The sequence below is a fragment of the Xylophilus sp. GOD-11R genome (assembly GCF_033546935.1).
In the GTDB taxonomy this organism is placed as follows: Bacteria; Pseudomonadota; Gammaproteobacteria; order Burkholderiales; family Burkholderiaceae_C; genus Xylophilus.
This window is the reverse complement of record NZ_CP137854.1, coordinates 1,250,110-1,274,200: the sequence shown is the minus strand read 5'-3', so window position 1 is coordinate 1,274,200 and position 24,091 is coordinate 1,250,110. Positions and strand designations below refer to the sequence as shown.

The following is a 24,091-nucleotide window of genomic DNA, read 5'->3' as shown; positions in this document are numbered from 1 at the left end:
AGTGGGTAGCCTGGGGGTTATTTCCAGAGCCCACACTTGGTCTCGGCCTTGGTCGTGAAGACTTGCTCGCCCGGCAGCGTCGCGATCACCTTCAGGTAATCCCACGGCTTCTTCGAATCCGCCGGCGCCTTGGCCTCGACCAGGTACATGTCGTGGATGAAGCTGCCGTCCTGGCGGATGTAGCCCTTGCCGTAGAAATCGTCGATCTTCATGCTCTTCAGCTCGGCCATGACCTTGTCCGAATCGGTGGTCTTGGCCGCCTGCACCGCCTTCAGGTAGGTGGTGGTGGCGGAATAGTCGGCGGCCTGCACGTCGGTCGGCATGCGCTTGGTCTTCTCGAAGAAGCGCTGGCCGAACTGGCGGCTGGCGTCGTTGCGATCCCAGTACCAGCTGGTGGTGTGCAGCAGGCCTTCGGTGTTCTTCAGGCCCAGGCTGTGGATGTCGGTCAGGAACACCAGCAGGCCGGCGGTCTTCATCGTCTTGTTGATGCCGAACTCGCGCGCCGCCTTGATCGAGTTGATGGTGTCTCCGCCCGCGTTGGCCAGGCCCAGGATCTGCGCCTTGGAGTTCTGCGCCTGCAACAGGAAGGAAGAGAAGTCCGAAGCATTGAGTGGATGCCGCACCGCGCCCACCACCGAGCCGCCCTTGGCCTTGACCACCGCGGTGGTGTCGGCTTCGAGCGCATGGCCGAAGGCGTAGTCGGCGGTAAGGAAGAACCAGCTCTTGCCGCCGCGCTCCACCACCGCCGAGCCGGTGCCCTTGGCCAGCGCCACGGTGTCGTAGGCGTAATGCACCGTGTAGGGCGTGCACTGTTCGTTGGTCAGGGCCGAGGTGCCCGCGCCGTTGTTGAAGTAAACCCGTTTCTTCTCGGCCGCCACCTTGGCCGTGGCCAGCGCGGTGCCGGAGTTGGTGCCACCGAAGATCATCGTCACCCCCTGGGTGTCGATCCACTCGCGTGCCTTGGAGGCCGCGATGTCGGCCTTGTTCTGGTGATCGGCGGTCAGCAGCTCGATCGGCTGGCCGAGCACCTTGCCGCCGAAGTCGTCGATCGCCATCTGGATCGCGGTGATGCCGTTCTTGCCTTCGAGGTCGGCGTAGAGGCTGGAGAGATCGGTGACGAAACCGATCTTCACCTTTTCCTGCGCCTGGGCGGCCGTGCTGGCGAGCCCGCAGGCGGCCAGCGCCAGGACCAGGGTGTGCATCTTGTAGTTCTTCATGCTTGTCTCCTTTGATTGAACCGTTTTGCCAGGTGAATGCTGCTGACCGCCGTGCCGGTCAGACGTTGAGCAGCGCGTCCAGCGTGGGCAGCTTGGCCTCCAGCTGGGATGCGACGAACTGCATGGCGATGCGACCGTGCTCCATCACGTAGAAGCGGTCGGCCAGGGGTGCGGCGAAGCGGAAGTTCTGCTCCACCATCACGATGGTGTAGCCCTTGGACCGGAGCGTGGTGATCATGCGGGCGAGCGCCTGCACGATGACCGGCGCCAGGCCTTCGGAGATCTCGTCGAGCAGCAGCAGCCGCGCGCCGGTGCGCAGGATCCGCGCCACCGCCAGCATCTGCTGCTCGCCGCCCGACAGCCGCGTGCCCGGGCTGTGGCGGCGCTCCGCCAGGTTGGGGAACATCGCGTAGATCTCGTCGAGCGACATGCCCGCACCGTTCTGCTCAGTGCCACGCAGGCGCGGCGGCAGCAGCAGGTTTTCTTCGCAGGTGAGACTGGCGAAGATGCCGCGCTCTTCCGGGCAGTAGCCGATGCCGCAGTGCGCGATGCGGTAGGTGGACATGCCGACCGTCTCGGTGCCGTAGACCTTGATCGAGCCGGTGCGCCGGCCCGCCAGCCCCATCACCGATCGCAGCGTGGTGGTGCGGCCCGCGCCGTTGCGGCCGAGCAGGGTGACCACCTCGCCGGGCTGCACCAGCATGTCGACGCCGTGCAGCACGTGCGATTCGCCGTACCAGGCCTGCAGATCGCTGATTTCCAGCGCGGGCGTTCCTTCGGGTGCGGTGAGCAGCATGGTCAGTGGCCCCCCGCCTGCAGACTCGCGTCGGCGGTGCCCATGTAGGCTTCCATCACCTGCGGATCGGTCGACACCTCGGCATAGCTGCCCTCGGCCAGCACCGCGCCGCGCTGCAGCACGGTGATGCGGTCGGCGATGGTGGAAACCACCTTCATGTTGTGCTCCACCATCAGCACGGTGCGGCCCGCGGATACCTTCTTGATCAGTGCCGTGACCCGGTCGACGTCTTCACGGCCCATGCCCTGGGTGGGTTCGTCGAGCAGCATCAGTTCGGGCTCCATGGCGAGCGTGGTGGCGATCTCGAGTGCGCGCTTGCGCCCGTAAGGCATGGCGGCGGTGTCGGCGTCTGCCAGGTCGGCCAGGCCGACCTCGTCGAGCAGCGCGCGGGCACGGTCGTCGAGCTGGCGCAGCGTGTTCTCGCTGCGCCAGAAATACATCGAGGTGCCCAGCGATCGCTGCAGCCCCAGGCGCACGTTTTCCAAGGGCGTGAGGTGCGGGAACACGGCCGAGATCTGGAACGAGCGGATCACGCCCAGCCGGGCGATCTGCGCTGGCCGCAGCCCGGTGATGTCGTTGCCGTTGAATTCGATGCGCCCGGCGCTCGGCGACAGGAACTTGGTCAGCAGGTTGAAGCAGGTCGTCTTGCCAGCGCCGTTAGGGCCGATGAGTGCATGGATGGTGCCGCGACGCACCGTGAGATCGACCGCCTGCACGGCGGTGAATCCGCGGAAGGTCTTGGTCAGTTGGTGGGTCTGGAGAATCACATCGTCCATGCGGGCGGCGGTGTCCTGGAAAGAGGTTCCTCGATCGTAGAAGCGGACCTCCGGCACCGCCATCAGGACAAGTCATTACACGGCAACCCTCGCCGTGCAAGCTTCCTGTCAGGTCCACGAAACCGTAGGCCCGTACCTACGGTTTCAGGCGGGCGCCTCCTATCGGTGCGCATGCCCCTGCTGGCTACATTGCCACCACGGTTTCGGCAGGGGCCAGGGCCCGGAAAACGGGGCCGGCCCCCACCGACCGCATTCCTACAACAACGTGCACAGAAGGAGATCGCCATGACTAGCGAACGCACCGAAGCCAACTGGCTGCAGTTCAAGGGCAAGGTCAAGGAGCAGTGGGGCAAGCTCACCGACGATGACCTCGACGTGATCGAGGGCAAGCGCGATCAGCTCATCGGACGCATCAAGGAGCGCCACGCGCTTGAACACGATGTGGCCACGAAACAGGTCGACGACTGGCACCGCCAGAACCCCACCTTCTTCTTCGAAAAATCCTGATCGTCTCGCCGGCCCGCCGACCACACAACGACATTCGATTCATCCAGAGACAAGAGAGATCCATCATGAAAAAAGCACTCATCGCCCTCGCCATCGCCTCCACCTTCGTCAGCTTCGGCGCCAGCGCCATGACCAAGGACGAGCACAAGGCCGCCGCCGACCAGATCTCCGCCACCTACAAGACCGACAAGGCCGCATGTGACGGCATGAGCGGCAACGCCAAGGACATCTGCACTTCCGAAGCCAAGGGCAAGGAAAAGATCGCCAAGGCCGAGCTCGACGCACAGTACAAGCCCAGCGCCAAGGCCGACCGCAAGGTTCGCGACACCAAGGCCGACGCCGCCTACGACACCGCCAAGGAAAAGTGCGACGACCAGACCGGCAACGCCAAGGACGTCTGCGTGAAGGAAGCCAAGGCCGCCCAGACCTCTGCCAAGGCAGACGCCAAGGTCGCCAAGACCGCCAACGACGCCAAGGCCGGCGATGCTTCCGCCGCCAAGGTGTCGGAAGAGCGCAAGGATGCCTCCAAGGACAAGCGCGAAGCCGACTACAAGGTGGCAAAGGAGCGTTGCGACACGCTCAGCGGCAATGCCAAGGACACCTGCGTGAACGACGCCAAGACCAAGTTCGGCATGTGAGTTTCGACTTGCAGCCAACACGGAACGCCTCAGGCCGTTAGCCTGCATCGCGGACGTCCGGGAATCCTCCCGGACGTCCGCGTTTTCACGACCGGGGACCGCATGCAAGAGCCATCACGACCATCGAACCCGCCATTGGCAGCCGCCGCCGATCCCACCCGCGCCGCGTGGCGCGAACGGCTCGCCGAGGTGCGCGCCCAGACGGTACGGCTGGCCTCCATGCTGTCGGCCGAAGACCAATGCGTGCAGTCCATGCCCGATGCCAGCCCGGTCAAGTGGCACCTGGGGCACACCACCTGGTTCTTCGAGACCGTGCTGCTGCCTCGCGCCGGCCTGCCCTACGTGCCGTTCGACGCGCGTTTCGCCTATCTCTTCAACTCCTATTACGAAGCGTTGGGGCCGCGGCATCCGCGCCCGCATCGCGGCCTGCTCACCCGCCCCGGTCTGGCCGAAGTCATGGCCTACCGCGCGCATGTCGATGCGGCGCTCGACATCGCCATCGCCCACTGCGACGACGCCACCTGGCAGGCGCTGCGGCCCATCCTGTCGCTGGGCCTGCATCACGAGCAGCAACACCAGGAGCTCATCGTCACCGACGTGCTGCACCTGCTGTCGTGCAACCCGCTGCTGCCGCCCTGGCACGCGCCGACCGCGCCCGCGCTGCGGCTGGCGCCTTCCGGTGAATCACGCGAGGCCCGGTTCGTGCCGATGCCTGGCGGCATCGTCGACATCGGGCGCAACCTGCCCGATGCCGATGCGCCCGAAGACGACTTCGCCTTCGACAACGAAACCCCGCGCCACCGCGTGCTGCTGCAGCCCTACGCCATCGCCGATCGTCTGGTGAGCTGCGGCGACTACCTGCGTTTCATCGAGGACGGCGGCTACCGCACCGCGTCGCTGTGGCTCTCCGACGGCTGGGCCGCGGTGCAGGCCCACGGCTGGCAGCACCCCGCCTACTGGCTGTCGCCGGACGATCCACGCCTGGCCTTCGCCGCGCCGCACGGCGCGGCCGGCTGGCAGGTGTTCGGCCTGCACGGCGTGCGCCCGCTCGACCCGGCCGCGCCGGTGGCCCAACTCAGTTTCTACGAAGCCGCCGCCTATGCCGAATGGGCCGGCGCACGGCTGCCGACCGAGCATGAATGGGAAGCCGCCCACGGCCAGCCCGGCATGCGCGACATGACCGGCGAAGTCTGGCAATGGACCCGGTCTTCCTACGACCCCTACCCCGGCTTCCGGCCCTTGCCGGGCGTGGCGGCGGAATACAACGGCAAGTTCATGGTGGGCCAGCTGGTGCTGCGTGGCAGCAGCGTTGCCACGCCCGACGGCCATGCCCGGCCGACCTATCGCAATTTCTTCCCGCCGGCGGCGCGCTGGCAGTTTTCGGGCCTCAGGCTCGCCAAGGACGCATAGATGACTCCACCTCGCCATGCCAGCAAGCCGGTCGATCGACAGACGACCCATTGCGCTGATGCCTCCGGCTCCGCTTTCGCCCGCGACCTGGTCGCCGGGTTGTCCGCCACGCCGCGCCAGATATCGCCCAAGTATTTCTACGACACCGCAGGCTCGGAAATCTTCGAGCGCATCTGCGAGTTGCCCGAGTACTACCCGACGCGCACCGAGATGGGCCTTCTGATGGCCCACGCCGACGAGATCGCCGCCCTGGCCGGCCCGCGCGCGGAAATCGTGGAGTTCGGTGCCGGCGCGCTGCAGAAGATCAGGTTATTGCTCGATGCATTCGATGCTCCCGCGGGTTATCTGCCGATCGACATTTCGGGCGAGCATCTCAATGCCGCCGCCGCGGAATTACGCCGGGAATACCCGCAACTGGCGATCCAGCCGGTGACCGCCGACTACACCCAGCGTCTGCTGTTGCCCGCGCCTGCGGCGGGTGCCGGCCGCCGCGTCGGCTTTTTTCCCGGCTCGACCATCGGCAACTTCACACCGTCGGAGGCGCTGCGGTTTCTCGAAGTCGCGGCGCAGGTACTGCGCGGCGGCGCATTGCTGATCGGCGCCGACCTGGTGAAGGACCCGGCTACCCTGCACGCCGCCTACAACGACGCGCAGGGCGTGACCGCCGCCTTCAATCTGAACCTGCTGGCCCGTGCCAACCGCGAACTGGGCGCCGACTTCGATCTCGACGGCTTTGCGCACCACGCCTTCTATAACGTGCCCGCCAAGCGCATCGAGATGCACCTCGTGAGCCGGCGCGACCAGGAAGTCCACCTCGCAGGCCAGAACTTCACGCTGGCCGAGGGCGACTCGATCCACACCGAGAATTCGCACAAGTTCACCCTGGCCGGCCTGCGCGAGCTGGCGGCGCAAGCCGGCTTCACGGCCGGCCCGGCCTGGACCGATCCGGACGGTCTCTTCAGCCTGCACTGGCTGCAGGCACCGGCCGCCTGATCAGGCCATCGCCGGCGTCGCAGTGCGGCGTACCCGCCGCACATTGAAGGCGCTGGCGATCAGCACGCCTTGCACCAGCGCGAGGCCCACCAGCACGCCGCGCGTCTGACCATGGTCCATCAGCAGGCCGAACATCAGCGGCGCCACGGCCTGGCCGATATCGAGCCCGGCATACACCACGCCGTAGACGCGGCCGGTGGCGTTCTCGGGCGTGGAGCGCTTCACCAGCAGGTCGCGCGACGGCCCGGCGGTGCCGGTGGCGAAACCCATGAAACCGAAGAGCAGCGGCACCATCAGCGCCGGCATGTCGAGGTAGGCCATGGCCAGCGCCATCAATGCCGCCGCCGCGAAACCCGCGCCCACAATGCGTTCGCAGCGCTGCGGGTCGGCCGCGAGGAAACCGCCCAGCACCATGCCGCCGGCCGACGCCACCATGTAGATCGTCAAACAGACCGCCGCCATGGCCACCGGCACGGCGTGAAGTTGGCGCGCCGCTTCGGGCGCGAAAGCCTGCACCGCGCTCATCGCGGCGGCGTAAAAGAAAAAGAAACCGAAGCACATCCAGACTGCCGGAATGCGCAGGAAGTCCAGCCCGCCTGCCGCCGCCGCTGATGTCTGCTGGCCGGTGGCCTTCTTCACTTCCGATTTGGCGAGCAGGAGGTGGTCGCGTTTCCAGAACAGGATGGCCAGCACCGCCAGGGCCAGCACCCCGGCGCTCACCAGCGCCACGCGCCACGAGAACGCCACGGCCAAAGGCACCACGAAGGCCGGCGCCAGCGCCCAGCCCAGACTTCCGGTAATGCCATGCACGCTGTACGCGTGGCCCAGCCGAGTGGGCGCCACGCGCTTGTTGAACAGGGTGTAGTCGACGGGGTGGAACACGCCGTTGCCAATGCCGCCCACCACCGCGCCGATCAGCAGCATCCAATAACTGGTCGCCGCCGCGTACAGCATCGAGCCGCAGGCCAGCAAGGCGAGTCCGCCGAACAGCACCGGGCGCGGGCTGAAGCGGTCGACCACGAAGCCCGAAAGCGCCTGGACCACGCAGGAGACCACGAAGAAAACGGTGAGCACGAAACCGAGTTCCTGGTAGCCGACGCCGAACGCGTCCTTCAGCCAGGGAAACAGCGGTGCCAGCAGCAACTGCCCGAAATGGCTGATGCCGTGGGCCAGGCCGACGAGGCCGATCAAGGTGGCGTCGCCGCGCAGGCCGGGCGCCTGTGCGAGGGATGAAAGGGGTTTGGAAGCAGACATGCCGGCGATGGTAGGAGGGGCGGTCGCGGCAGAATGGCGATGCAAAGCCAATTTCCATCGAAAATCCGCCAATGCCCGCATTCGTATCCGCCCGCCCACGGCCGAGCCGCCGCCACCCGCAGTCGGTGCCGGCGGAAGTCGACTCGGTCACGCCGCACCTGTTCCAGCCGACACCCGAACGGCCGGTGCGCGCCAAGCGACGCGTGCTGTCGGCCGCCACCCAGGTCGTGCCGCACAGCCACGCCTGGCCGCAGCTCACCATGTCGAGCCACGGCGTGATCCGCGTGACCACGGCGCGGGGCACCATCATCGTGCCGCCGCTGCGCGCCGCCTGGGTGCCGGCGGGTGTGGAGCATTCGATCGACGTGGTGGAAGACGCCGAGCTGCACACCATCTACCTGCACGCGGCGCGCCCGTCGCCGGACGACGGCTGGTCCCACTGCGCGGTGCTGGAACCCGGCCCTTTGCTGCAGGCGCTCCTGCTGTCGCTCGACACCCGGCCGGACACCGTCGCCACGGCCTCCGGCGAGCGTGAGCGCTGCCGCGAGCACGAGACCATGGTCGAGCCGCTGCTGCTCAAGGAATTGGCCCGCACGCCCCTGATGCGCATGGGCGTGCCGCTGCCCGACGCGCAGCATGGCGACAAGCGCCTGCGGGCCCTGTGCGAAGCGGTGCTGCGCAGTCCTGCACGCGACGCCACGCTGGCGCAGTGGGCCGGCGAATGCGGCGCCAGCGAGCGCACTGCTGCACGGCTGTTCCGAAGCGAGCTCGGCATGAGCTGGCAGCAGTGGCGCCAGCAGGCCTTGCTGGCACATGCCCTGCCGCTGTTGGCGCGCGGCATGCCGGTGGCGCATGTGGCCGCCGCGAGCGGCTATGCGAGCGACAGCGCTTTCACCGCCATGTTCCGCGCGGCCATGGGGCGATCGCCCCGGCATTTCCGCGCCGTGTCACCCGTGCGTCCCGCCTTGCGTTGACGTGTGGCCGGTGCCGCTCAGCGCACCAGGCAGGGCTTCTTGTTGTCGAACTTCCAGCCCGGCACCAGGAACTGCATGGCGATGGCGTCGTCTCGCGCACCCAGCCCGTGCTGCAGGTACAGCTGGTGCGCCTTCTCCACCTCCACCATGTCGAGCTCCACGCCCAGACCCGGCTTCTGGGGCACCTGCACGTAGCCGCCCACGATCTGCAGCGGCTCCTTGGTCAGGCGCTGGCCGTCCTGCCAGATCCAGTGCGTGTCGATCGCCGTCACCCGGCCGGGGGCCGCGGCGCCCACGTGGGTGAACATCGCCAGCGAGATGTCGAAGTGGTTGTTGGAGTGCGAGCCCCAGGTGAGCCCGAAGGCCTGGCAGGTCTGCGCCACCCGCACCGAGCCGGCCATGGTCCAGAAGTGCGGATCGGCCAGCGGGATGTCGACCGACTGCAGGCTGAGCGCATGCGACATCTCGCGCCAGTCCGTGGCGATCATGTTGGTGGCCGTGGGCAGGCCGGTGGCGCGGCGGAATTCGGCCATCACCTCGCGGCCCGAGTACACGCCCTCGGCGCCGCACGGGTCTTCGGCATAGGCGACGACGCCGCGCATGCGCTCGCCCAGGCGGATCGCGTCCTTGAGCAGCCAGCCGCCGTTGGGGTCGAGCGTGACCCGCGCCTCGGGAAAGCGCTCATGCAGCGCAGTGACCGCGTCGACTTCCTCGTCGCCTCGCAGCACGCCGCCCTTGAGCTTGAAGTCCTGGAAGCCGTACTTCTCCTGAGCGGCTTCGGCCAGCTTGACCACCGCCTCGGGCGTGAGGGCCACCTCGTGGCGCAGCCGGCTCCAGGCATCGGGCGCGTCGGGCTCTTCGCGGTAGGCCAGGTTGGTCTTCTTGCGGTCGCCCACATAGAACAGGTAGCCGAGCATCTGCACCGCCTCGCGCTGCTGACCTTCGCCCAGGAGGGCGGCCACCGGCACACCGAGGAACTGGCCGAGCAGGTCGAGCAAGGCGGATTCAACGGCCGTGACCGCATGGATCGCCACCCGCAGGTCGAAGGTCTGCGCGCCCCGGCCACCGCTGTCGCGATCGGCAAACGAAGTGCGCATGGCGTTGAGCACCGCGTGGTGGTTGCCGATGGACTGGCCCACGACCAGCGAGGCCGCGTCTTCGAGCGTCTGGCGGATCTTCTCGCCGCCCGGCACCTCGCCCACGCCGGTGCGCCCGCTGCTGTCGGTCAGCACGACGATGTTGCGGGTGAAGAACGGCGCGTGCGCGCCGCTCAGGTTGAGCAACATGTCGTCGTGGCCGGCGACGGGGATGACACGCAGGGAGACGACGACGGGGGTCGAGGAGATGACGGACATGGGCGGCCTCTGAAAAATAAAAAACGGGAAAGTCGGGCCGATCAGGCGGTGGCGGCGGGTTGCGTGCCCGGCACCGCGACCTTCACCTGGCCGCCCTCGAAGAACATGCTCAGGTTGTCCAGCACCAGGTCACCCATCGCCCGGCGGGTTTCCCAGGTGGCGCTGGCGACGTGGGCGGTCAGCACCACGTTGTCGAGTGCGAACAGCGCCTCGGGCACGGCCGGCTCTTTGTCGAAGACGTCGAGGCCGGCACCGGCGATGCGTTTGTCGGCCAGCGCGGAAACCAGGGCGGCTTCATCCACGACGGTGCCGCGCGCCACGTTGATCAGGAAGCCTTTCGGGCCGAGCGCTTCCAGTACGCCGGCATCGATCAGGTGCCGGGTGTCGGCACCGCCGGACACCGTCAACACCAGGAAATCGCACCAGCGGGCGAGTTCGACCAGCGAGTCGACGTAGCGCAGCGAGGAACCTTCGGCCGGACGACGGTTGTGATAGGCCACTTCCATGTCGAAGCCGGCCGCGCGTTGCGCCACCGCCTGGCCGATGCGGCCCATGCCGACGATGCCCACGCGCTTGCCCGACACCTTCGTCTGCAGCGGAAAGCCGCCGCGCGACCAGTCGCCGCGCCGCACGAAGCGATCGCAGGCCGACACCGCGCGCGACACGTCCATGAGCAGCGCGAAGGCCAGGTCGGCCACGCATTCGTTGAGCACACCGGGCGTGTAGCCCACCGGAATGCCGCGTGCCTGCAGTGCCGGCAGGTCTAGCGCGTCGTAGCCCACGCCGAAGCTGCTGACGACCTTCAGGTTGGGCAGCGCCGCGATCACATCGGCCTTGAGCCCCAGCGCCGCCGACGTCACCACCGCATCGAAGCTCGCGCCGTGTTCGGCCAGAAACGCCGCCTTGTCGCCCTGCTCGGCCAGGTTGACCACATCGTAGGCCGAGCTCAGGTCGGTATTGAGGGCCGGGAGCGGCAGGCGCGCGATCTGCAGGATGCGATGGGAGGAGGAAGTCATGCGGCGATCCAATCCAAAAAACAAAAACAGCGACGGTTATAGCCCGGCCGTTCGCAACCCGCCGCCCGCCAGCCTCATGCGCGCCCCCATCTCGCTCCACCGACGCCCGACCGGCAAGCGACCCGCCTGCTCGAGGAGCGACACGGCGAGGCACCGCCGAGCCAGCAAGTGCCCCCCGGACGGGGGTAGGCAAAGACACGAAGTGCAGAGCCTGCGAAAGAGCCATGCCCCCCCGGGAGGCCAAGCGCAGCGAGGCCGACTGCCTCAAAGGCGAGGCGGCGAGGCTTCGCCGAGCCAGCAAGCCGCCCCCGAAAGGGGGTAGGCGAAAACACGAAGTGCGTAGCCTGGGGGAGAGCCAAGCCCCCCCCCGGGAGGCCAAGCGCAGCGAGGCCGACTGCCTCAAAGGCGAGGCGGCGAGGCTACGCCGAGCCAGCAAGCCGCCCCCGAAAGGGGGTAGGCGAAGACACGAAGTGCGTAGCCTGGGGGAGAGCCAGTTACTGCGGTCCGAGGGTCTCGATGAGGGCGCGCAGCTCTTCGACTTCCGCCGGCTTCAGATCGCTCAGCGGCGGACGCACCGGGCCGGCGCCGTGGCCGACGATCGTGCAACCGGCCTTGACGATGCTGACCGCATAGCCGTGGTTCTTGTTGCGGATGTCCAGGTAGGGCATGAAGAAGTTCTTCAGCAGGCGGTGCTGGGTGGCCAGGTCGTCGGTGCGCACGGCTTCGTAGAACTCCATCGCCGTCTTGGGGATGAAGTTGAAGACGGCCGACGAGTACACCGGGGTGCCCAGCGCCTTGTAGGCAGCGGCATAAACCTCGGCGGTGGGCAGGCCGCCCAGGTAGCTGAAGCGGTCGCCCATGGCCTGGTAGACCGACACCATGAACTCGATGTCGCCCACGCCGTCCTTGAAGCCGACGAGGTTGGGGCAGGCATCGGCCAGGCGCTGGAGGGTGGCCGGCTGGTACTTGGCCTGCGCGCGGTTGTAGATGATCACGCCGAAATCGACGCTGTCGCAGATCGCCTTGACGTGCGCGTACAGGCCTTCCTGGCTGGCTTCGGTCAGGTAGTGCGGCATCAGCAAAATGCCGTGCGCGCCGGCCTTCTCGGCGGCCTGGGCGTACTGGATGGTCTGGCGGGTCGGGCCGCCGGCGCCGGCGATGATCGGCACGGTGCCACGGCAAACGTCGACCGCGGTCTTGATGATTTCGGGATATTCCTGGGCGGTCAGCGAGAAGAACTCGCCGGTGCCGCCGGCGGCGAACAGTGCGGTGGCGCCGTACGGGGCGAGCCATTCGAGGCGCTTCTCGTAGCTGGCCTTGTCGAAGTCACCGTTGGAGTCGAAGTCCGTGACCGGGAAGGACAGCAGGCCGGAGCCCATGATGGTCTTGAGTTCTTGGGGCGAAAAGCTCATGGTGTTCTTTGCGTTGAGGGTTGCGATGGAATGAGAGTCGGATGTCGGTCGACTGGATTTTTCAGTCGAGCTTGATGTCGGCTTCCTTGACGACCTTGGCCCAGCGGGCACGCTCCTTGTTGAAGAAGCCGTCGAGCTCGGTCGGTGCCATGGTCACCACTTCGGCGCCCTGCCCTGCAAGGCGCGAGCGGATGTCCGGCGTGCGGATCACCTTGATCAATTCCTGGTTGAGCTTCTGGATGATGGCCTCGGGCGTGTTCTTCGACACCATCACGCCCTGCCAGGTGCCGGATTCGAAGCCCGGCACGCCCTGCTCGGCCACGGTCGGCACGTTGCCGATCAACGGCATGCGGGTGCCCTTGGACACGGCCAGGATCTTCAGCTTGTTGCTCTGCACAAAAGGCAGGGTGGCCAGCATGCCGTTCATCAGGATCTGGGTCTGGCCGGCCACCGTGTCGGAGATGGATTGCGAGCCGCCCTTGTACGGCACGTAGACCCACTTGGCGCCGACCGCGCGTTCCAGCGCCACGCCGGCGAGGTGCGGCGCGCTGCCGGACGCGGTCACCGCGAAGTTCAGGTCCTGCTTCTTGGACAAGGCCACCAGCTCCTGCAGGTTGTTCACCGGCACCGAGGGATGCACCACCAGCAGGTGCGGCGAGTACGCCAGCATGGTCACGCCGCGCAGGTCCTTGGACGGATCGAAGCTGAGGCGGGTGTAGACCGAGGGGCTGATCGACAGTGCGCCGACGTCGCACAGCAGCACGGTGTAGCCGTCGGTCGGGCCCTTGGCGACCAGGTCGGCGCCGAGGTTGCCGTTGGCGCCGGGCCGGTTCTCGACGATGACCGGCTGCTTCAGTGCCTCGGACAGGGGCTGGCTGATGGAGCGCGCGATGATGTCCGAGGAGCCGCCCGGCGGGTACGGCACGATGATCTTCAGCGGCCGCGACGGCCATGGGTCGGCGGCCATGGCGGCGCCGGCCGCGAAGCCGGCACCGAGTGCCAACACCAGGCTCGCGGCAGCGCGACGGGAAATCGTGGTTGAACGCGGTTGCATGAAGCTTTGTCTCCTCTCCGGATGAAGTTGGATTTTGGTCTGGCGCCAAGAGATCAGTCATCGTACAACCAAAAAGAGGAGGCTGGCAAGCAGGTGCCCATCAGGGTTATCCACGATCCGCGTCGGTCGTGGCATGGAGCGCACACGAATCCATACCGTGCGGGCTGCCGCAAAGCGGCATCGACCTCAGTTGCCGCCGGGACTGCTGTCGGGCGCCGCTTGCTGGGCCACTTGCGCCGCCTGCGCGGCGGCTCGTGCCCGCAGCAAGCGCTCGCGGCTGTTGGTGAGGTGCACCCGCATCGCGGCACGCGCCGATTCGGCGTCGCCGCGTGCGATGGCCTCGAAGATCTCGTCGTGCTCGCGGTTGACCCGCTGCAGGTAGTTCGACTGGTCTTCGCGCGGGATGCGGGTGGCGGTGATGCGGGTGCGCGGAATGATGGTGGCGCCCAGGTGATCCAGGATGTCGGCGAAGTACCGGTTGCCGGTGGCACGCGCGATGGCCAGATGGAAGCGGAAGTCCGGCTCCACCGTGTCGGTGCCTGCGGCGACGGCGGCCGCGAAGGCTGAGAGTGCATCGCGCATGTCGGCCAGATCGCGTTCACCGCGGCGGTTGCTGGCCAGGCCCGCGGCTTCGGTCTCCAGGCTGATGCGCAGTTCGAGCACCGCGATGGCATCGATCGAATTGCCCATGTCGGCCGGATCGAGCCGGAAAATGCCGCCCGGGCGCGCCGCCAGCACGAAGGTGCCGATGCCGTGCCGCGTTTCCACCAGCCCGGCGGCCTGCAGCTTGGACAAGGCCTCGCGCACCACGGTGCGACTCACGCCATAGGTCTGCATGATGGCCGACTCGGTCGGCAGCTTGTCGCCGGGCCGCAGCACCTGACTGCGGATTCGTCCACTCAAGTCGTCGACCAGGCCGTGCGCCAGGCTGCGCGAACGCGGGCGCGCCTGCGGCGGCGGCAGGTCCGCCGGCGCCTCGGCGGGGGCGGCGGTTTCGGGCGAAATCTCGGTTGACGGGCTGACCATCGCTTGATGATAATGCGTCACGACGTTGTACGACAACATACGACACCGAAGAAAAACCCGAGACAAACCCCAGGCCCCCACCGGATGCCGTTTCCGTGTTCACATCACGGCGAACCGCCACTTCGACGGGCCCCCGCCCCACCCCCATGAACGCCATCGTCTCCCCCCAACGACCGCCGCATGCGATCCGCATGCACCCGGATGACAACGTTGCCATCGTCGCCAACGACGGCGGCCTGGACGCCGGTGCGGTGCTGCCCGACGGCACCGTGCTGCGCGAACGGGTGCCCCAGGGCCACAAGGTCGCCACCGCCGACCTGCCCCTGGGCGCGGAGGTCCGCCGCTACAACGTGGTCATCGGCCGCACCACCAAGGACCTGCCGGCCGGCAGCTGGGTGCATGAGCGGGTGCTCGACATGCCCGACGCGCGCTCACTCGACGGCCTGCCGATCTCCACGGTGCGCCCTGCCCCGCAGGCGCCGCTGGAGGGCTACACCTTCGAGGGCTTTCGCAACCCCGACGGCACGGTCGGCACCCGCAACATCCTGGCCATCACCCAGACGGTGCAGTGCGTGGCCGGTGTCACCGACTACGCCATCGACCGCATCAAGAAGGAGCTGCTGCCGCGCTTTTCCAACGTGGACGACGTGGTGGCGCTGGAGCACGGTTATGGCTGCGGCGTCGCGATCGACGCGCCGGACGCCAAGATCCCGATTCGCACGCTGCGCAACATCAGCCTCAACCCCAATTTTGGCGGCGAAGTGATGATGGTCAGCCTGGGCTGCGAGAAGCTGCAACCCGAGCGCCTGATGCCGCCGGGCAGCATTCCCATCGTGGACGAACGCGCGGTGGACGTGGCCGACGTGGGCGCGAACGCCGAGGCGCCGCTGGACGTGGTGTGCCTGCAGGACGACGAGCACGTCGGCTTCATGTCCATGGTCGATCACATCATGCGGCAGGCCGAGGAGCACCTGGAGCGGCTCAACGCCCGTCAGCGCGAGACCTGCCCGGCCTCCGAGCTGATCGTGGGCGTGCAATGCGGCGGAAGCGACGCGTTCTCGGGCGCCACGGCCAATCCGGCGGTGGGCTTCTGCACCGATCTGCTGGTGCGCGCGGGCGCCACTGTGATGTTCTCCGAGGTGACCGAGGTGCGCGACGGCATCGACCAGCTGACCTCGCGGGCGAGCAGCCCGGAGGTGGCCGAGGCCATGATCCGCGAGATGGCCTGGTACGACGCCTACCTGCAGCGCGGCGCCGCCGACCGCAGCGCCAACACCTCGCCCGGCAACAAGAAAGGCGGGCTGTCGAACATCGTCGAGAAGGCGATGGGCTCGATCATCAAGTCGGGCACCTCGCCGATCTCGGGTGTGCTGTCGCCGGGCCAGCGGCTGCGCGGCGAGGGCATCCAGCGCGGACTGGTGTATGCGGCCACGCCCGCGAGCGATTTCATCTGCGGCACGCTGCAGCTGGCCGCCGGCATGAACCTGCACGTGTTCACCACCGGCCGCGGCACGCCTTACGGGCTGGCGCAGGTACCGGTGATCAAGGTGGCCACGCGCACCGACCTGGCGCGGCGCTGGCACGACCTGATGGATGTGAACGCCGGCCGCATCGCCGACGGCGACGCGAGCATCGAGGACGTGGGCTGGGAGATGTTCAAGCTGATGCTCGACGTGGCCAGCGGGCGCAAGAAGACCTGGGCGGAGCAGTGGAAGCTGCACAACCAGCTGGTGCTGTTCAACCCCGCGCCGGTGACTTGACTCGCCCCCAGGCTTGCCCACTTCGTGTGGCCGCCTACCCCCTGCCGGGGGCGGCCCGGCCGCTTGGGGCGGCCCGGCGCGACGGGCCCTGAGGCACTCGTGCTTCGCACTCGAGTCTGGAGCGTGGTGGGGAACTCGCGCTGCGGGCTCGGATTTTTTCGTTAACTGTTGATAAGGGAGACAAAACCATGCAACGTCGTCACGCACTTCAGGCTGCTGTCGCAGCCATTACCGCCGCCGCCCTGCCAGCTTTCGCCCAGGACGGCTGGCCGAGCAAGCCGATCACCTATGTGGTGCCCTTCCCCACCGGGGGCACCACCGACATCCTGGCCCGGCTCATCGGCACCAAGCTCGGCGCGGTGCTCAACACCACCTTCGTGGTCGACAACCGCGGCGGCGCGGGCGGCAGCATCGGCTCGGAACTCGCCGCACGGGCGCCGGCCGACGGCTACACCATCGTCGGCGGCACGGTGAGCTCGCACGCGATCAACGTCAGCCTCTATCCCAAGCTCGGCTACGACCCGATCAAGTCCTTCACGCCCATCGTGCTGATCGGCGCCAATCCGGTGGTGCTGGTGGTGGGCGAGAAGAGCCCGTACAAGTCGCTCAAGGACGTGATCGCCGCGGCCAAGGCCAAGCCCGATTCGGTGACCTCGGCCTCCGCCGGCAACGGCACCTCGCAGCACATGACCCTGGAGCTGCTCGGCTACAAGGCCGGCGCCAAGTTCGTGCACGTGCCCTACAAGGGCTCCGGCCCGGCGATCCAGGACGTGATCGCCGGCCAGGTCGACATGATGTTCGACACCACCGTGGTGGCCGGCGCCCATATCCAGTCGGGCAAGCTGCGCGCGCTGGCGGTGAGCTCGGCCAAGCGCCTCGAATCCATGCCCGACGTACCCACCGTGGCCGAGACGCTGCCGGGCTTCGAGGTGCTGTCCTGGCAGGGCATCTTCGCGCCGGCCGGCACGCCCAAGCCGATCGTGGACCGGCTCAACGCCGAGATCCTGAAGATCCTCGCCACGCCCGAGATGCAGGAGCGGCTGAAGTCGCTGGGCATGCAGCCTTCGACCTTCACGCCGGCGCAGTTCGCCGACTTCCAGAAGGCCGAGGTGGCCAAGTGGGCGCAGGTGGTCAAGGCCGCCGGCATCAAGCTCGAATGAAAACAGGCGCAGGACTTCCCAGCGCCTTTTTTCCTATCGTCTCGCACACCGCATTTCTTCATCCTGAACGCACACCATGGAACACCTGAACCTCATCGCCGGCGAATGGAAAGCCGGCATCGCCCTGTCGCCCAACCGCAACCCCTCGAACCTGGCAGACGTGATCGGCGAGTACGCCCAGGGCGATGCCACGCACGTGGATGCGGCGGTGGCTGCCGCTCGCGCGGCCTTCCCGGCCTGGTCGACCAGCGGCATCCAGGCGCGCAGCGACGCGCTCGACAAGATCGCCACCGAGATCCTGGCGCGCCGCGAAGAGTTGGGCACGCTGCTGGCCCGCGAGGAAGGCAAGACCAAGGCCGAAGGCATCGGCGAGGCCACCCGCGCCGGCCAGATCTTCAAGTTCTTCGCCGGCGAATGCCTGCGCCTGTCGGGCGAGACGGTGCCCTCGGTGCGCCCGGGCATCGGCGTGGAAATCACCCGCGAGCCGGTCGGTGTGGTCGGCCTGGTGACGCCGTGGAACTTCCCCATCGCGATTCCCGCCTGGAAGATCGCGCCCGCGCTGGCCTTCGGTAACTGCGTGGTGTTGAAGCCCGCCGACCTGGTGCCGGGCTGCGCCTGGGCGCTGGCCGAGATCATCAGCCGCAGCGGCATCCCCGCGGGCGTGTTCAACCTGGTGATGGGCCGCGGCAGCGTGATCGGAGACGCGCTGGTCAAGCATCCCGGCATCGACGCGGTCAGCTTCACCGGCTCGGTCGGCGTGGGCCGCCGGCTGGCCGCGCTTGCCGTCGAGGGCGGCAAGAAGGTGCAGCTGGAGATGGGCGGCAAGAACCCGCAGATCGTACTGGACGACGCCGACCTGGCGCAGGCCGTGGAGCTTTGCACGCAGTCGGCCTTCTATTCCACCGGCCAGCGCTGCACCGCATCGAGCCGGCTGATCGTGACTCAGGGCATCTATCCGAAGTTCATCGAGGCGCTGACCGCGCGCATGGCAAGGATCAAGGTCGGCGACGCGCTCACGGCCGGCACCGACATGGGCCCGGTCTCCAGCCAGGCGCAGCTCGATACCGACCTGAGCTATGTCGAGATCGCCAAGGCCGAGGGCGCTCGCCTGGTGGCCGGTGGCGAGCGCATCGCCTGCCACACCGGCAGCGGCAACGAAGGCTTCTTCATGGCGCCGACGCTGTTCACCGACACCACCGCCGGCATGCGCATCAACCGCGAGGAAGTCTTCGGCCCGGTCGCCAGCGTGATCCAGGCCAAGGACTACGAAGAGGCACTGGCGCTGTCGAACGACACCGAGTTCGGCCTGTCCGCCGGGATCGCCACCACCTCGCTGAAGTACGCCACGCACTTCAAACGCCACAGCCAGGCCGGCATGGTGATGGTGAACCTGCCGACCGCGGGCGTGGACTACCACGTGCCTTTCGGCGGCCGCAAGGGCAGCAGCTACGGGCCGCGCGAGCAGGGAAAATACGCGCAGGAATTCTTCACCACGGTGAAGACCGCCTACACCCTCGCGTAACCGCCCCAGGAGACTCCGCATGCCCCACCTCACCATCGAGTACACCCGCAACCTGGAGGACGGCTTCGCGCTGGCCGAGACGTTGCGCGAGGTCAACGAAACGCTGGTGGCCAGCGGCCAGATTCGCAACGAGCCCGACCTCAAGTCGCGCATCGTGCCGCTGGATGACTACGTGGTGGGCACCGGCGCGGGCGCGCGGGGCTTCGTGTACTGCGTTTTGCGGGTGCTGCCCGGCCGCGACGACGCGACCAAGGCCGCGCTGACCGAACGCATCGGCGTGGTCATGCGCAACCGCATCCCGCGCCCTGCCGGGATGATGGTGCAGCTCAGCGTGGAAATCGTGGAGATGCACAAGCCGTCCTACGTCAAGGAAGTGCTGCCGGCCTGAGGCAGCGAGCGCCAAGAAGCGCAGAGAAGCGCAGAGAAGCGCGTGCTAAATTTCGCGGCTTTTTCCCCAGCCGCATCGGCAGCACCGCTTCTTCTTCCATGATCAAACTCTTCGTCGGCCTGGGCAACCCGGGCCCGGAATACGAGGCGACCCGTCACAACGCCGGCTTCTGGTGGATCGACGGCCTCGCGCGCCAGCTGAAGGTGCCGATGGCGGTCGAAAAAGGTTATTGGGGCCTGATGGGCCGCACCAGCGTCGCCGGCCAGTCGGTGTGGTTGCTGGAGCCGCTCACCTACATGAACGCTTCGGGCAGGTCGGTCGCGGCGCTGGCGCGCTTCTTCAAGATCGCGCCGGAGGAAATCCTGGTCGCCCACGACGAGCTCGACATCGCGCCGGGCACCGTCAAGCTCAAGAAAGGCGGCGGCCACGCCGGCCACAACGGCCTGCGCGACATCCATGCCCAGCTCGGCAGCGCCGACTACTGGCGGCTGCGCCTGGGCGTTGGCCATCCCGGCGTGAAAAGCGAGGTAGTGAACTGGGTGCTCAAGAAACCGTCGCCCGACGACCGGATCGCGATCGAACAATGCCTGGACCGCAGCCTGGCTGCCGTGCCCGCGCTACTCCAGGGCGACATGGTGGAAGCAACCAAGCTGATTCACACCGCGGAGTCGCCCCGGCCCAAGCCCCCGCGTCCCGCAGGCGTGTGAAGGACCTGGATCGACAGGGTTTGTGAGCGCTCGCGCAGCACGCTTTCTCACAAAAAACTCACGCCAGGAACATCCACCAGCGGTCCGCAGGGCGTACATGACGGTCTATGGACCAGATGCACGACGACGACGCGCGAATCACCGAACTGGCAGAGATCTTCCAGGCCAAGGCCAAGGCCCGCAGCCATGCCGACGACCCGCAGGCTTTCGTGCGGCTGGCCTACATCGCCAAGTCGGCGCTCGACCGGCTGCTCGGGCCGCGCAACCCCTACTCGATCGAACTGGTCGAGCTGTGCGACGAACTGGAAGCGAGCACCTTGCCGGAGTTCGATGCCGCCACGGCCAGCGGCTTGCCCGACCGCTATCGCACCGCCGCCGGCCTGCTGCGCAACGCCGCGCTGCAGCGCATCCACGACGCCTGAACCGCCTGCGACAGGAGGGGTTCGGGAATTTTCGATAATGCCCGGCTCAACCATGAAAGCGGCACTTCGCCGCGATATCCAGGAGAACAGATTCCATGGCGCTCACCAGCACAGCCTCCGGCCTGCAATACGAAGACACCGAAACCGGCACCGGCGCCGAAGCCACGCGCGGAAAGGGCGTGTCGGTGCACTACACCGGCTGGCTTTTCGAGAACGGCACCCAGGGCAAGAAGTTCGATTCCAGCGTCGACCGCCGCTCGCCTTTCGAGTTCGCGCTCGGCGCCGGCATGGTGATCAAGGGCTGGGACGAAGGCGTGCAGGGCATGAAGGTCGGCGGCAAGCGCACCCTCATCATTCCGGCTGAACTCGGTTATGGCGCGCGCGGTGCCGGCGGCGTCATTCCGCCCAACGCCACATTGAAGTTCGACGTGGAACTGCTCGAAGTCGAAGGCGAGGACGACGAGGAAGAAGCCGGCGGCACCTCGCCGGGCCTGGTGATCGACGACACCCAGGTCGGCACCGGCGCCGAGGCGGTTCGCGGCAGGAACGTCAGCGTGCATTACACCGGCTGGCTCTACCAGAACGGCGAACAGGGCGCCAAATTCGACTCCAGCCTGGACCGCAACGACCCCTTCGAATTTCCGCTGGGCGGCGGCATGGTCATCCAGGGCTGGGACGAAGGCGTGCAGGGCATGAAGGTCGGCGGCAAGCGCACCCTGATCATCCCGCCCAAGCTCGGTTACGGCGCACGCGGGGCCGGCGGCGTCATTCCGCCCAACGCCACGCTGAAGTTCGACGTGGAACTGCTGGCCGTCAACTGACGGTCGAAGGCTTCAGTGCCGGGGCTGGCTGCAGCAGGCTGACGACGACCGCCATCGCCAGCCCCGCCGGCACGCCGAACACCCCGGCCGACACCGGCTGAATGCCCCACCACAGTGCCCCCTGCGGCGCCAGGCCGCCCAGCGCCGACCGCAGCCCCGTGCCGTGCACGAGCATGTAATACAGCGCCACGAGCAGCCCGGCCAGCATGCCCGCCACCGCGCCCGCGCGGCTGGTGCGGCGCCAGAACAAGCCGAGCAGCATCACCGGCACGAAAGCCGATCCGGCCAGCGAGAACGAGGCCGACACCAGCGACAAAATCTCGGCCGAGCGCACCGCCGCGGCCACCGCCGCCACCATGGCCACCGCCAGCAGCGCGAACTTGGTGAGAATCACCCGCTGCTCCGGCGACAGCGGGCGCCGCATTTCGGGCAGCGCGATATCGCGCACCAGCGCATTGCTGATGGTGAGCAGCAGGCCGTCGGCGGTCGACAGCGCCGCCGCCAGGCCACCCGCGGCCACCAGGCCCGACACCACGTAGGGCAGCCCCGCCAGCTCGGGCGCGGCCAGCATCACCACGTCGGCCCCCAGGCGCAGTTCGCCGAACTGCAGGATGCCGTCGCCGTTGATGTCCTCGATGGACACCAGCGACGGGTCCACCCGCGCCCACTGGGCGATCCAGTCCGGCAGCGTGTCGAAATGGCTGCCCGCCAGGTGCTGCATGACCTCGAACTTCACCATCGCCGCCAGCGCCGGCGCGCCCGAATACAGCACCGCGATGAACACCAGCGACCAGGCCACCGAACTGCGCGCCGCACGCACGCCGGGCACCGTGTAGTAGCGGGTGAGCAGGTGCGGCAGGCCGGCGGTGCCGACCATCAGGCAGAACATCAGCGCCAGAAAGTTGCGACGCGACAGCTCGAAGGCTTCCTGCTCGGCGGGCGACCCATGCGGGTCGCCGGCGTAGGGCGTGGCGTGCGGCGGCAGGCCGCCCAGGGCCTGGGCGCGTTCGCTGTCCTCGCGTTGCGCGCGGGTCCAGCGTTCGCGTGCGTCGCGGGCATCGCGCGGCAGGGTCGCCAGGGCCCGGCTGGCGACGACGATCTCGCCGACGTCCGCATTGCGCGCCCGCATCGCGCGGATGCGTTCCTGCGCCGCCTCCCGGTCCCGTGCCAGCGCAGCGTCCACGTCCTGCAGTCGCTGCGCCCAGCCGAGCGCCCGGTCGCGGTAAAGCCCGGCCACTTCCTGCTCGGCGGGGTCGTCGCGCAGCCGGTCCTCCAGCGCCGCGATGCGCGGCATCTGCGCGCCGTAGACCAGCGGCGCGAGCGGGTTGCCGAATTGTTTCCAAGCCAGCCACGACACCGGGATCAGAAACGCCAGCAGCAGCACGACGTACTGCGACACCTGCGTCCAGGTGATGGCGCGCATGCCTCCCAGGAACGAGCACAGCAGCACGCCGCCCAGGCCCAACATGATGCCGATCTCGAACTGCACGCCGGTCAGCCGCGAGGCGATCAGGCCCACGCCGTAGATCTGCGCGACCACATAGGTGAACGAACAGGCCACCGCCGCCAGTGCCGCCAGCCGGCGCGGCCAGCAGCCGCCAAAACGCATCTGGAAGTAGTCCGCAACCGTGTAGAGCTTCAATGCCCGCAGCTGTGGCGCGATCAGGATCGCCACCAGGCAGAAGCCACCGGTCCAGCCGAGCAGATAGGCCAGTCCGCCCGCCTGCCCCGGCGTGCCCGAGAAGCCCTGCAGGTACAGCGCGCCGGGCAGGCTGATGAACGAGGCCGCGCTCATCCAGTCGGCCGCTGAGGCCATGCCGTTGTACATGGGCGGAATGCGGCGCCCGGCCACGTAGTACTCGCCCGGGTCCGAGGTGCGGCCCCACACGCCGATGGCCGCATAGACCATCACCGTCGAGAACAGGAAGATCGGCCCGATCCAGTGGCGTGCCAGGCCGGCGTTCTCCGCGGCGGCGAGCGCGCCCAGAAACAGCAGCACGCCGGCCACATAGGCCGCCAGGATCCAGTGCAGCCGCTGCTGGTAGGCCGACGCTGCGGGTTCAGGCACCGCGACCGGCCTCGTCGGGCTCCGGGGCTTCGGCCGCGTCGCGCCGGTTGAAGATCACCGCATTGGCGATCACCAGCACGATGAAGACGATCAGCACGCCCTGCCCGGCCCAGGCATAGGCGACGGCGCCCTGCTGCGGCAGATCGCGGGCGAACCAGCAAAGACCGAAAGAGGCCGCGAACCAGACCACCAGCAAGGCCAGGCGTACGGCGCCGAGGCGAAAGATCGGCGGCGGTGACGGGTCCGGTGAGGGGCTGGTGGCGGGCATCCGGCGATCATCGCGGGCAGGCGGGCCCACTACCATGGGGGTTTGCCGAATGGGTTGGCCGCCCGACCCAATATGTGATCCACATGCATCTGTTTTTTGCTGTCTTTTCTCGGCCGGATGTCGCTCTCCCCCTAAGGTCGCCGCATGTCGAGCAAGGCCGCACGCCCCGAAGCAAAAACCTTTTCCGAGCGCTTTCGTAAGGCGTTGACGGCGGCCGGGGTGCCGCAGTCGCCTACGATCATTGCGCACGAATTCAACCTCCGTTACTGGGGAAAGAGCGTCTCTCTCTACGCGGTGCGCAACTGGCTCCTGGGGCAGTCGATGCCCACCCAGGACAAGCTGCGCGCCCTGGCCCAGTGGCTCGATATTTCGCCGCACGAGCTGCGATTCGGCCCGGAAGCCACCACGCTGACCCTGGTCCGCGAAGTCGATCCCCAGGAACCGTCGCTCACCACCGCGGACCGCGCCATGCTGGCGAGGTACCTGCAACTGGACGAGCGACAGCGCCGGCTGGTGTGCGACCTGGTCGCCGAACTCAAGGACTGAA

24 protein-coding genes and 1 pseudogene are annotated in these 24,091 nt (G+C 67.7%); 14 read left to right on the top strand and 11 right to left on the bottom strand.

The genetic code is table 11. The features are described from left to right. Positions 1 to 17: 17 nt before the first annotated feature. From R9X41_RS05805 to R9X41_RS05795, 3 genes are read right to left on the bottom strand one after another with little or no spacing between them, the layout of a single operon-like run. On the bottom strand, positions 18 to 1,217 hold the full coding sequence (locus R9X41_RS05805; RefSeq protein WP_318633930.1) for an ABC transporter substrate-binding protein: 1,200 nt from the start codon (positions 1,215 to 1,217) through the stop codon (positions 18 to 20). Between the two features lie 58 nt (positions 1,218 to 1,275). Then, positions 1,276 to 2,013 (bottom strand): ABC transporter ATP-binding protein, encoded by a 738-nt coding sequence (locus R9X41_RS05800; protein WP_318633929.1) that lies wholly within the window; start codon positions 2,011 to 2,013, stop codon positions 1,276 to 1,278. 2 nt (positions 2,014 to 2,015) lie between these two features. Beyond that, complete coding sequence (locus tag R9X41_RS05795) at positions 2,016 to 2,789, bottom strand: ABC transporter ATP-binding protein (protein ID WP_318633928.1); 774 nt, start codon at positions 2,787 to 2,789, stop codon at positions 2,016 to 2,018. 285 nt (positions 2,790 to 3,074) lie between these two features. On the opposite strand from R9X41_RS05795, the gene R9X41_RS05790 reads away from it, so the two are divergent. The 4 genes from R9X41_RS05790 (at position 3,075) to egtD (ending at position 6,337) form a co-directional block, all read left to right on the top strand. Continuing rightward, positions 3,075 to 3,296 carry a CsbD family protein gene (locus tag R9X41_RS05790; protein WP_318633927.1) on the top strand — a complete coding sequence of 74 codons (222 nt, stop codon included), beginning with the start codon at positions 3,075 to 3,077 and terminating at the stop codon, positions 3,294 to 3,296. A 65-nt stretch (positions 3,297 to 3,361) separates the two neighbouring features. Continuing rightward, positions 3,362 to 3,934: a hypothetical protein gene (locus R9X41_RS05785; RefSeq protein ID WP_318633926.1), complete on the top strand. Its 573-nt coding sequence runs from the start codon at positions 3,362 to 3,364 to the stop codon at positions 3,932 to 3,934. A 102-nt stretch (positions 3,935 to 4,036) separates the two neighbouring features. Then, complete coding sequence (egtB, locus tag R9X41_RS05780; RefSeq protein ID WP_318633925.1) at positions 4,037 to 5,344, top strand: ergothioneine biosynthesis protein EgtB; 1,308 nt, start codon at positions 4,037 to 4,039, stop codon at positions 5,342 to 5,344. Beyond that, positions 5,345 to 6,337, top strand: coding sequence for an L-histidine N(alpha)-methyltransferase (egtD, locus tag R9X41_RS05775; protein WP_318633924.1), 993 nt, complete (start codon positions 5,345 to 5,347; stop codon positions 6,335 to 6,337). On the opposite strand, the gene R9X41_RS05770 is transcribed toward egtD, so the two are convergent. Then, a complete protein-coding gene (locus R9X41_RS05770; RefSeq protein WP_318633923.1) occupies positions 6,338 to 7,591 on the bottom strand; it encodes an MFS transporter in 1,254 nt (417 codons plus the stop codon). A 71-nt stretch (positions 7,592 to 7,662) separates the two neighbouring features. Between R9X41_RS05770 and R9X41_RS05765 the strand changes: the two genes are divergently transcribed. Further along, positions 7,663 to 8,565, top strand: a complete 903-nt coding sequence (locus tag R9X41_RS05765) for an AraC family transcriptional regulator (protein WP_318633922.1) — start codon at positions 7,663 to 7,665, stop codon at positions 8,563 to 8,565. Positions 8,566 to 8,582: 17 nt separating this feature from the next. Here R9X41_RS05765 and gudD read toward each other — a convergent pair whose 3' ends face one another. The 5 genes from gudD to R9X41_RS05740 all read right to left on the bottom strand — a co-directional run bounded on the left by gudD (position 8,583) and on the right by R9X41_RS05740 (position 14,428). Next, positions 8,583 to 9,920 (bottom strand): glucarate dehydratase, encoded by a 1,338-nt coding sequence (gene gudD / locus R9X41_RS05760; protein WP_318633921.1) that lies wholly within the window; start codon positions 9,918 to 9,920, stop codon positions 8,583 to 8,585. 41 nt (positions 9,921 to 9,961) lie between these two features. Next, positions 9,962 to 10,936, bottom strand: a complete 975-nt coding sequence (locus tag R9X41_RS05755) for a 2-hydroxyacid dehydrogenase (protein ID WP_318633920.1) — start codon at positions 10,934 to 10,936, stop codon at positions 9,962 to 9,964. A gap of 494 nt (positions 10,937 to 11,430) precedes the next feature. Further along, a complete protein-coding gene (gene kdgD / locus R9X41_RS05750) occupies positions 11,431 to 12,348 on the bottom strand; it encodes a 5-dehydro-4-deoxyglucarate dehydratase (protein ID WP_318633919.1) in 918 nt (305 codons plus the stop codon). A 61-nt stretch (positions 12,349 to 12,409) separates the two neighbouring features. Further along, positions 12,410 to 13,402 (bottom strand): Bug family tripartite tricarboxylate transporter substrate binding protein, encoded by a 993-nt coding sequence (locus tag R9X41_RS05745; RefSeq protein ID WP_318633918.1) that lies wholly within the window; start codon positions 13,400 to 13,402, stop codon positions 12,410 to 12,412. A gap of 186 nt (positions 13,403 to 13,588) precedes the next feature. Further along, the gene (locus tag R9X41_RS05740; protein WP_318633917.1) at positions 13,589 to 14,428 is read right to left on the bottom strand and encodes a FadR/GntR family transcriptional regulator; all 840 of its coding nucleotides are present in this window, start codon (positions 14,426 to 14,428) and stop codon (positions 13,589 to 13,591) included. Positions 14,429 to 14,574: 146 nt separating this feature from the next. Between R9X41_RS05740 and garD the strand changes: the two genes are divergently transcribed. From garD to R9X41_RS05700, 8 genes and pseudogenes are all read left to right on the top strand, one after another. Next, on the top strand, positions 14,575 to 16,188 hold the full coding sequence (garD, locus tag R9X41_RS05735; RefSeq protein ID WP_318633916.1) for a galactarate dehydratase: 1,614 nt from the start codon (positions 14,575 to 14,577) through the stop codon (positions 16,186 to 16,188). 188 nt (positions 16,189 to 16,376) lie between these two features. Beyond that, a complete protein-coding gene (locus R9X41_RS05730) occupies positions 16,377 to 17,348 on the top strand; it encodes a Bug family tripartite tricarboxylate transporter substrate binding protein (RefSeq protein WP_318633915.1) in 972 nt (323 codons plus the stop codon). 76 nt (positions 17,349 to 17,424) lie between these two features. Further along, positions 17,425 to 18,870 (top strand): aldehyde dehydrogenase family protein, encoded by a 1,446-nt coding sequence (locus R9X41_RS05725; protein WP_318633914.1) that lies wholly within the window; start codon positions 17,425 to 17,427, stop codon positions 18,868 to 18,870. 19 nt (positions 18,871 to 18,889) lie between these two features. Then, positions 18,890 to 19,258 carry a 5-carboxymethyl-2-hydroxymuconate Delta-isomerase gene (locus R9X41_RS05720; RefSeq protein ID WP_318633913.1) on the top strand — a complete coding sequence of 123 codons (369 nt, stop codon included), beginning with the start codon at positions 18,890 to 18,892 and terminating at the stop codon, positions 19,256 to 19,258. A 98-nt stretch (positions 19,259 to 19,356) separates the two neighbouring features. Beyond that, positions 19,357 to 19,965, top strand: a complete 609-nt coding sequence (gene pth / locus R9X41_RS05715; protein WP_318633912.1) for an aminoacyl-tRNA hydrolase — start codon at positions 19,357 to 19,359, stop codon at positions 19,963 to 19,965. 107 nt (positions 19,966 to 20,072) lie between these two features. Next, complete coding sequence (locus tag R9X41_RS05710) at positions 20,073 to 20,387, top strand: hypothetical protein (protein WP_318633911.1); 315 nt, start codon at positions 20,073 to 20,075, stop codon at positions 20,385 to 20,387. Between the two features lie 95 nt (positions 20,388 to 20,482). Continuing rightward, positions 20,483 to 20,833: pseudogene (locus R9X41_RS05705) on the top strand (FKBP-type peptidyl-prolyl cis-trans isomerase); the annotation flags it as partial. A 45-nt stretch (positions 20,834 to 20,878) separates the two neighbouring features. Beyond that, a complete protein-coding gene (locus R9X41_RS05700) occupies positions 20,879 to 21,208 on the top strand; it encodes an FKBP-type peptidyl-prolyl cis-trans isomerase (protein ID WP_412556697.1) in 330 nt (109 codons plus the stop codon). Here R9X41_RS05700 and R9X41_RS05695 read toward each other — a convergent pair. Both R9X41_RS05695 and R9X41_RS05690 read right to left on the bottom strand, forming a co-directional pair. Continuing rightward, positions 21,201 to 23,276 (bottom strand): VC_2705 family sodium/solute symporter, encoded by a 2,076-nt coding sequence (locus R9X41_RS05695; RefSeq protein ID WP_318633910.1) that lies wholly within the window; start codon positions 23,274 to 23,276, stop codon positions 21,201 to 21,203. The genes R9X41_RS05700 and R9X41_RS05695 overlap by 8 nt on opposite strands. Next, positions 23,269 to 23,544 (bottom strand): sodium/substrate symporter small subunit, encoded by a 276-nt coding sequence (locus R9X41_RS05690; RefSeq protein ID WP_318633909.1) that lies wholly within the window; start codon positions 23,542 to 23,544, stop codon positions 23,269 to 23,271. Before R9X41_RS05690 ends, R9X41_RS05695 begins: the two co-directional genes overlap by 8 nt. A 144-nt stretch (positions 23,545 to 23,688) precedes the next feature. Between R9X41_RS05690 and R9X41_RS05685 the strand changes: the two genes are divergently transcribed. Then, positions 23,689 to 24,090, top strand: a complete 402-nt coding sequence (locus tag R9X41_RS05685) for a hypothetical protein (RefSeq protein WP_318633908.1) — start codon at positions 23,689 to 23,691, stop codon at positions 24,088 to 24,090. Position 24,091: the final 1 nt, after the last annotated feature.